Below are 10,430 nucleotides of genomic sequence, written 5' to 3'. Positions count from 1 at the left end.
CACCACCGAATTCCCGCTGGCTGCAATGGATCCGCAGCAAGAGTCCGCGGCCCGAGAACAAGAACCTGGCTCTGCTGTTCGGCGGCTCCGGCATCTCCGCGATGGGCGGCCTCGGCTTGAGCGGCGTCATCCCGCCGCTGGTCTATAACATGAGTGGTTCCGCGGAACTGACCGGCTTGGCGACCGCTGCGACCCAATTCGCCGCGCTGCTCGCGCAAGGTCCGGCCGGAGAGCTCGCGGACATGCCTGGAAGCCGCGACAGACTACGCAAGTTGTCTGCAATCGGCGCCGCTGTCGCCGCTGTCGGCGGCGGATGGGTCCTTTCCGATATGCCAGGCGCACTGGAGGCCGTCATCGGATCGGCCGTCGTCCTCCAGGCAATCGACACCCTCGCGGCGACCAGCACAATGATCTACGGCCAACGGCTGGCCCAGACCAAGGCACAGAAAAAGGCCTCGATAACTCTGTCACTACTGGAGCGCCAAGCGGCCGGAGCATTCGGCAGGTTTATTTTTCCTGCGCTCGAACACCTCTCGTCAGCCCTACCATTCTTCGCCGACGCCGCATCCTATGCGGTGAATCGGTGGATGCTGAATAAACTTCCCCCGATCACCTCGGAGCCGACACAGACCCGCCTGCTCGATGGCGTCCGCGCCTTGTGGCGAGACCCCTACCTGCGCGACACGGGCGTGCTGCTGTTCCCGTCGACCTTGGCGCTCTGGTCCGGCGGAGTGCAATTGGCGGAAATCATCAACACAGCGGGCTATTCGGCAACCACGACCGGACTGCTCTTGTCCAGTAGCAGCACAGGAGTCCTACTCGCCGCAGCCGCGGCGACCCGAAAGCGGTTCATGGATCGCATCAGCGTGAAATGGATGCATCCGCTCATGCTGACGGCGTTCGGCGGACTCATGGCCGAGTACGCGACCACATCCAATCCATGGATCATCTGGCCGACCTCGGTTGTCACCGGTTCGTTGATGATGTTCAGCAATCAGAAGATTCTCGAGTATCAGGCTGAAGTAGTTCCCGCGGGGACTCTCGGCAAGGCGAACGCAGCGGCGGCAATCGTGGGTCTCACAGGCGGAATGCTCGGCAGCGCATTCGGCGGTTTTCTGTTGGAAAGGGCCGGCGGTACTGCGACAGGTCTGACCAACGCGGCGCTGTTGCTCGGCTCAGCAGCGGCCTCGGTCGTCATCGCGCGCATCACACGTAGCAGGCACGATCAGCAAAATGAACCGGGACCGGCCGGTGATGGCTCGACCACACACCAGGAACCCGACACCCACACACTCGACCCCACCATCATCAAAAACTGCGCCATCCAACTCGCCCGCGTATTCCGAGCCGTAACACTCACCCACGACGGCTCCCCCGAACCCGACCCAACCGACCGCACATGGGACTCCACAAAAAACTGGAAACCCGTCGAAGCCACCCTCGGAGCCCAACTCCGCCCCACCCCATACGACGGCGACCCACGCTTCACCACCACCGCCGAAACCGTCCGCAACGCCGCACAAACCGGCATCCACATCGCCGTCCTCATCGTCGACGACGGCAAAAAATCACACTCCTACACCTTCGTCAACGCCGGAAACCAAGTACTCGTCTTCGACACCCTCGCCAAAGACCCCACCCCCGACCCCAACGACCCCCACCCAGACGTCTACATCCCCCACGTCCGCAACTACGACGGCGACGAAAACGGCCAAAACAAATGGCAACCCACATACCACACCGTCACAAAAGTCTTCGCCACCTACTACACCAACAACCACGACACACTCACCCCCACCAAAAAAAATGCCCCCTGGTACCGACACACCAAACACCCCCACAAAATCGAAGGAAAACCCAGCACCAACACCCCCGACAACGCACCCGAACCCAACACCCAAAACAACCCGCCCGCCAACAACGAAAACTCCAACAGCCAGTTTGCGCAGGCGCGCGCACTCCGCGACTCGGCAGCTGCGGACCTGTCCATCAACCCTGCCGAGTTGCAACCAGGTTCGCCACGCATTGCCGAGTTGCAGAACGAGCTGGACGAGTTGCGCACCAGGCTGGTGCCGGTGTCCGGTATGCCACAGTCGAAGCTCGATGACGAACAGCGCGCCGACCGTCGACGCGCGGCCGCACTCGACCACCTGATCGAGGTTACCGCCAGGTATCACGCACTCGACTCGCACCTCAACCGAACCGACGTTATCGAGCCGGGCCAGGTGCGTGCGCCGTTAGGGCGGACGATCGTCGAGGGTCTCGGACTGCCAGCCACTGTCGCCGCGGCCGAAATTATCGGCGAGGACCCGACGGCGGCGCTGCTGCCGCAGGAGCAGGTGCTGATCGACGCGATCGAGTCGGATCCGGAAAGAGTGCGGGAACGCGAGATCGTGTATGGCCGTACCTGCGCCCATCGTGCATTGGCTCGGCTGGGCGGGCCGGTCGGACCAGTCCTGCGTGCGGGCACGAACGCGCCCGGCGGACTTCCGTTGTGGCAGCCAGGCGTCGTGGGAAGTATCAGCCATAGACAAGGTTTCACCCTCACCGACAGAACTGGCTACTACGTCGCCGCGGTATCTCGACACCATCGTTCGATCGGCATCGACACCGAACACAACGAGCCGCTCTCCGATGTACTGCGCAATCGCATTGCGCTGCCCGAGGAGCAAGCCTGGCTCGGCCGTGTCGGAACGCACCGCAGCATTCACTGGGACCGAGTGCTGTTCTCCGCCAAGGAAAGTGTCTACAAAGCCTGGTACCCCCTCACCAATCGTTACCTCGACTTCGAAGATGCTCTGATCACATTCGATCTCGATGCGGGGACCTTCCACGCACAACTGCTGGTCGCGGACCGATCCACCCACGACGGCCCGCCACTGACCGAATTCGACGGTCACTTCGCGGTAGAGGGTGGCGTAATCCTCACCGGAATCGCTGTGCCGCAACTGAATTCGGGGACCGCAGCATCAACATCCGCAGCTGAGGCAGGCGACGTCAGTGGCGCCGACGGCAGCGCGCCGACGCTATCCACCTCGAGCCCCGTGGTGGACCCAGGATCTCCGCCCGCATCCGCTGAAATCGGCAACGAAACCGGCTCGAACACAACGGAAACGGACCGGGCCGGGGACGGTACGTCGATTGCGCACGACGGCCGACGCGGCGATGCCGATGATGCCTACGGTGGCCCAACCGTCCAGGATAGGAACGATCGCGGTGACAACGAACGTGGCGGTCGGATTCCGGCTGGCAGCCGTATGTCACCGGAGCAGATTCAGCAATTGGTCAAACAGCTTGTTGCACAGGGACATCCGCAGCGGGCGATACGCCTGATCCAGCAAGAGTACGGTGCGAGGGTCTTCGGGTGGGTATCGGCCAATATCGGTGAACACCAAGCGTCCCGGGACATTACCGACGAAGCATGCACACAAGCGGTCCACCGCTTCACCCAAATCGGCAACCTCAGTGTCGAGGAATGGGTCGTGCGCAATGCCCGCAATCTCATGAGAGAGCATCGCGGGTTCGTCCGGTTCCGCCAGCGGATCCGGGATATCTTCATCGCCGGCGCCGATGTCGAGGCAGACGGAACGGCGAGCCGAGCGCTGGCCGCGGCCGAGCGCACAAGGATACAGGCCTGCGTCCGTGCAACTCTCACCCCCGACCAGCAGCGGAAGATCACCGAGCTGTGGCAGACGCGACACGATGCGTCGACCGAACCGTTGCCACCCGCCGACGTCCGGCGCGCAGACCCCGTGCTGTGGGCCGCTGTTCGGAAGTTGGCCGTCGCGATCACTGCAGCACATGCCGGGACGGATCTGGCCACCGCCCGGGCGACCGCATTCGTGAAATCCCCTGGGCGCGAGTCGCCCCAGGACGATTCGGCGCTCGCATTGTCCGAGCAGGAGCTCGAAATACTCCAGCTCGTCGCACAAGGATTGTTCCCGCATGAGATCGGGAAAGTCCTGCGAATATCGCATACGACCGTTGAAGAAGCTCTGGCACACATATCCGACGAGCTCGGGGTCGACGGTCTGACGGCCATGTTGGACACGGCCAGGCATGCGCATCGCATCGATGACGAACAGTTCACGCCGACGAGCCAGCAGATCCGGCTACTCGACTTGGTCGCGGACGGCAAGACGAACAACGAGATCGGAGAGATCCTCGGCCTGACCCCAGGAACTGTGAACGTCTATCTCAACCGCCTCGAAGCCGAATTCGGTACCGGTACCCGCGCCGGGCTCACGGCCGTGGCCATCCGGATGCGGATCATCGAACACCGAGGCGCCCGCACAGCGGACGGCGCGAGCACGGGCGACGACCTGGACCAAGTCGAACTCGACCTGCTCGTCATGACCGCGAATGGCATGTCCAACAGGGTCATTGCGGATGTGCTCGGCATTCACGAGGTCAGCGTGGGCCGATACTACCGGAGGATCAAGGCCAAGCTGGGCACCGAGAGCCGGGCGGCGATGGTGGCGATGGTCATGCCGCGGATCGGTGCCGTTCTCGGGGACAGCGAGCTGTCCGATCGCGACAAAGATGTTCTTCGTCTGATCGTGAATGGCGTGCCGAACACGGTTATCGGGAACGAATTGGGAATGCCGGCGTCGGCCGTACTCGCCTACCGCGCGCGCATTGCCGTCAAACTGGACTCCCGGAGTCTGAACGCGATGATCGAGTCGGGACGGCACCCCGAACTGCACCCATCACCGGCCGGACCCAGCACACCGAATACCGAATCAACACACACCACAACCGATTCCGACGTCCCCGACCGCACCCAACCAAACACCAACGGCCCCAACCAACAACAACGCCAACACAAAATCCTCGGCCCACCCGACGCATCCGCACCTCCGGCGCGATCGTCCCCTGACAGAGGCCGGCGCGATGCCGGTGTCCACGGTCCGGACGGGCAGGGGCTGTCGGATATCGATGGATCCGAAACCGATTCGGCAGCAAGCAGTTCCGGAATAGCGGAGGTCGCCCACCACTCCGGGGATCTTCCGGCCAACGGCGGCTCGGCAGAACTGCCGATCAACCCGGCGGACCGCTTCGCGTTCACCACCGACGATATCGAGGAGTTCATCACCGAACTCGCGAAGACGGTGCGTAACCATCCGACCGGCCGGCTGTTGGTCGATCTGTACTACAATTCTTTCACTCCAGCCGATCTCGGTAGCCGGTTACGGCAGCAGCCGCTTATACCCGATCTGGTCGAGGTCGTCGCGATCAATCGCTCCGGCAAGACCATTCCCGTCTTCTCCCGCGATGCGGTCTTCGACACTGCGCCCGAAGTTTCCGGCAGTGTCGTCGTGCTCGAAACACCGCCCGCGCTCCAGCAGATCAGCGATGCGAGCAGCGAGGTGACATCTGGGTTGGTTACCGCCACCCGAACGGAAAGCCGAACCACGGCAAGCGAGTCCGGAGCGAGGGCGATCGCTCAATCTCTGACTCTGCATCTGGTCGAGGCGCAAGGCGTCGGCCACCCGGAGATACGAAAAAAGCTGAAGTTACCGCCCCCGCCCAGCATTGAAATCCAGAGCAACGATCTCACCGTCCGTTGCGAGATCGTGTTCTACCGACGGGTGAACGAGGGACCGCGCGTCTACATCATTTACGAGGACCCGGAGATCGATAACCCGGAGTTCGACACCGTACGTCGAATGATCGACGCCGCATTGCTGGACCATTTCCCAGACGAGGCGATAACGATCGAGGAAACCTACGACCATGATCGTGAGTCCACCGACCAGGCCGACGAGCCACGGATAATCGGCCCACGGCGGTCGGCTATATCCGGCTCCGCCGAACACGCATCGCAGCGCGCTGCTGATGAAGATGATTCCGTTGACAACCATGCGATCGTCTTCGAAGTCGACGAGTCCCGTTCCGGGCCACCGTTTTCGGCGGAAGGGTCCATCCCCCGAAAGGCCGCTGCGCAACGACCGGTCAGCACCGACGCCGAGCTGAACGCCGTCCTCGATGACGTATACATGGGCATCGGCGATCGGAACCAGGTCGGTGACGGCACCCTCATGGACGCGGTCCGCAATGAAGTCAGCACCGGTCAACCCACCCGCGGCCGCTGGCACCGAGGTAAGGCCACGGAAACTGCCGGTCGTCTCCGCGCTTGGCTGGCCGCGAATCTAGCAGCGCCACAGGCTGATCGGGACGTCGCACAAAACTTGATCGGGGAACTCGACGACGTCGTGCGCGGTGCCACCGCCCCGGATATAGCCGATGCCGAATTCGCAGCGGTGGCGGTCGACCGCAGCGCTACCCCCGACTCCCCCGTCATCACCGCCGACGGCGGTACGAAAGAGCCCGACTCGACCGCAACTACCCCGAACGAGGCCGCGGCCAGCGACGTCACGCCGGAGCAACTCGAGCGATCCCAAGGGGATTCGCAACGGCCGGGCCAACCCAGCCCCCCAACCGATTCGAGCCGAACGGCGTCCACCCCTGCCACGACACCAGCGCTCGACCTCCTGTCGGTAACGGGTACGCAATTGGCCGCGTTGATGGACAGCGAGCAGCTCACCAGCGTGCAGCTGACCCAGCTGTATCTGGAACGCAACGAAGCACTTTCGGCGCTGCACGCGGTGATCGCCATCAATCCGCATGCCCTGGACGAGGCCCGCCGGGCCGACGAACTCCGGCATGTCCTCCGGCAGCGCGGCATCACACCGAGCCCCCTGCTGGGGATGCCGGTCATCGTGAAAGGCAACATCGACATCGAAGGGATGCCGACCACCGCAGGCTCGTCGGCCCTGGCGAATTCGTTCCCCATTGCGGACGCCACTTTGGTGACGCAATTGCGTGCGGCTGGTGCGGTGATCCTCGGGCACGCCAATCTCACCGAGTTCGCGGGCTACTCGAGCAGGAAGGTGCCTCATGGATACAGCTCCTACGGCGGCCAAACCCTCAACGCACACGAGGCGGCACTGACACCGGGTGGCTCGAGCTCGGGATCTGCCGTATCCGTCGCCGCCGGGGGCGCGCCGCTCGCCATCGGCACGCAAACATTCGGATCGATTCTGGCCCCGTGCAACTACAACTCGGTTGTCGGACTCAAGCCGACTGTCGGTGCGGTTCCCCGCACAGGCATCGTGCCCATCGCGACCACCCGGGACACGGCAGGACCGATCACTGCGGATGTCACCGACGCCGCAGTGTTGCTGACGGCGCTCGTCGGCATCGACCCGCAAGACCCGGCGACCGCGCACAATCCGCTGGCAGGCCACGACTTCACCCAGGATCTGAATCCGCACGCTCTCCGCGGAGCTCGGCTCGGCGTCCTCGAGGCAGGGATTCCGGCCGAGGATGAACCACGTCGGCCCTTGTGGGACGCGGTTCTGGATACGCTGAAGGCCCAGGGCGCCACCCTGATCACTGTCGACTTGGATCTCACCGATAGCTTCCAGGACAACGACCCACCCTGGTCGAGTGTGTTCACCTATGAGTTCAAGCGCGACATGCTGGCCTACCTGTCGCGACTGCCCGCCGACGCCCCGATCAAGACTCTGGCCGACCTCATCGCCCACTACATCGCCGATACCGAACCGAAGTACGGCAACGACCTACTCCTCGCCGCAGAGGCGATCGACCTCGATGCGGGAAGTCCCGACATGGAGAAATACCTGGCAGGTCTCCAGTCGGACCTCGCCGCACGCACTCCCGGGGCCAACACAGTGTGGAGCGTGTTCACCGACGAGTTCGTACGCCACCTGCTCGCATACCGGTCGGGACTACCCGCCGACACCCCGATCAGGACTTTGGCCGACCTCATCGCCCACTACATCGCCGACACCGAACCGACGTACGGCCACGACCTACTCCTCGCCGCGGAGGCGATCGATCTAGACCCGGGCAGCCCCGACACGGCGAAATACCTAGCAGACCTCCAGCGGGACCTCGCCGAAAGTAAATCCCGGATCGACGCGGTGATGGCCGAGCACAACCTCACCGCGTTGGTGTCGGCCTACAACTACGGAACGGCGATGGGTGACAAGGCCGGATACCCGGGCATCATCGTCCCGGCCGGTCGCGCTCCGGCCGACACCCCCGGCGACCAACATATGAACGTCACGTTCCGTGGCGGCGCCTGGAGCGAACCGACACTGATCAGCTACGCCTACGCATTCGAGCAAGCGCACGCGGCACCCCGGCCACGACCTCAGTTCACCGAACAGCTGTACCGAGCCGCCACCACGGAGGCATCACAAGACCAGCACAGCACCCCGCAGTCGCGCGCCGTCGACGAAACCACGGCGACGCCGATCAGCGTCCCTCCCACCAGCTCGAATCCGACGGAAACCGCCCGCGAACGGATCGGATTGCGCGCCGACGCCGACCCGATGCCATCGGCGGCCGACCGGAACGTCGACGTCGAGCAGAATCTCGCATTCCTCGCCCGCCATCACGACCACTTCCCCGTCGAATACACCACCGACCCCGGACTCGTATATATCCCCGACCCCGGACACCCACCAACCGAAGTACACACCACCGGCATCACCCCGAGGGGAGAAGGCCCCCTCACCACCTACCGCGACATCGACCAGGCCCGCCGCTGGTCGGTGACGGGACGGGTATACGTCGCGCGCCCCGAGGCCGGATTCCTGCGCGCCGACCCCGACCGATCCGTCCAACTCATCGGCGGAATCAACGGATCACGGATACTCGGCTACTACCACTTCGGCCCCGAAGTGCCACTCACCCTCCCCTACGGATTCACCACCCCCGCCCAGCAGGCGGGCGACTGGATCCCCAACACCGTGCACGGCGATGCGGCCCCACCGCCTTTACCCGTTCACAATTCCGCGGACTCACCCACTGATGCCACCGAATCGATACCGGTCACCGACTGGGCGATCGACGATAACCAACTGGCACTCGACCTCGACGGACCGCTTTATGTCGCGGCCGAACCAGTTGATCTCGACGGACCGCTTTATGTCGCGGATCCCGAGAACTCGGTGCACGGGAAAATTGGAGACGAGCGGGCCACTGTTGAAGAACGATCTCCTTCGGACTCCGAAAACGTCACCGACGCCCCGGATTACGCGAACATGGTCGTCGGTTTGGCGGCGGTCATTGCCGAGTACCCGAACTTGCGCGACGTGTTTCCTTCGGCCCCGCGATACCAGTCGCTCGGTAGCGACGAAGGCGAGGTGATGCCGACGTTCGTGGCCCTGGCGCTGCGGGATGCGGCGGTAAAATTCGGCCAGAAGGTCTCGGGTAACTACAACGACGTGTACCTGCTGGGTGAATTCGCCATCCGCATTCCGCGGGCAGATGCCCCCGACCAGCTGGATTTCGTGCTCTGGCCGAAGGAATACCAGACGTTGGAGGCGATTGCGCGGGACGCGCCGCGCCTCCGGCATCAGGTACCGCAGGTGTTGCACGTGGAATTGGATGCCCAGGACGATCTCGTGTTCGAGATTCAACGGCGAATCCACGGCGAACCGGTGGCTGACCTTCGCGACAAAAAGGTAATGAATACGATCTACTCGGTGGCCGGGGAGCTAATGCAGGTTGCAGTCCCGCAGGACTCGCTGCCACTGCCCGCCGATTATCCCGAATCCGGTGACTCCGAGGGGTTCTTCCGGATGCTGATAGACCACATCGAGCGCCTCTATCAGCGCTACCGCGCGATCCCGAAGTACCGGGCCATGTTCGACGACCTCGGCTTCCCCGAGTTGCTGCACCCCGGGCTGGAGTCAGACCTGGACCTTCTCCGTTCCCAGCCATTCCGCCTTCTGCACGGTGACCTCACGAAGGAAAATGTGTTGGAATCGGATGTCGGCGTGATGATCGTGGACTTCGGTCTGGCCATGTTCGGTCCGTCGGATTACGAAGCGGCGATCATGCGGCATCGCAGCCCCGGCACCGTGCACGCATTCGACGACCTCCCGCCTTATCTGATCCCCTACGCCAGACTATTGGACCAAATGCGGGTTCTGCACGACACGATCCGCCTTGTGGACGAAACCGCCACGCCGGAACCCGACCCCGACAAGACATTCCGCCTGGTCTGGAACGTAATCCAAGCGCTTGGCATCCCATCCGACTCGTGGCCTGGCCCGCGCCCGGGCAGGCAGGCGCATATCCGGCTGCTCAATATCGCCGCTCACGTGCGGAAGTCTGCCGTCGAGCGCGACGAACCGGTCTATGTGGTCGCCGGTACCGACGGGCCAGCCCCAACCATGTCAACCGACAGCACCCCCGATGGATCCACTACGGACGATGCACTCCCAGGCCCCACGCCACGCCCGAAAGCGATGAAACGCACGGCTCCCGTCGAGGTTCCCGACTACATCCGTAAATGCCTCGTCCAAACCGTCCGCGCCTCCTGGGCCGTCGGCTACGACCAAGCCACCATCCCCCACGAAAACGCCGACACCTGGGACGAACTCGAACAC

1 protein-coding gene is annotated in these 10,430 nt (G+C 63.5%); it reads left to right on the top strand.

Annotation, left to right across the window (positions count from 1 at the left end):
- Positions 1-10,430 (top strand): amidase family protein (locus tag ON44_RS34510; protein ID WP_040698491.1); only part of this gene is annotated, 10,430 nt, incomplete at both ends.

Origin of the sequence: Nocardia vinacea NBRC 16497 (assembly GCF_000308835.1) — a bacterium.
In the GTDB taxonomy this organism is placed as follows: domain Bacteria; phylum Actinomycetota; class Actinomycetes; order Mycobacteriales; family Mycobacteriaceae; genus Nocardia; species Nocardia vinacea.
The sequence above is the reverse complement of the archived record's forward strand: the minus strand, read 5'-3'. Positions and strand labels throughout refer to the sequence as shown.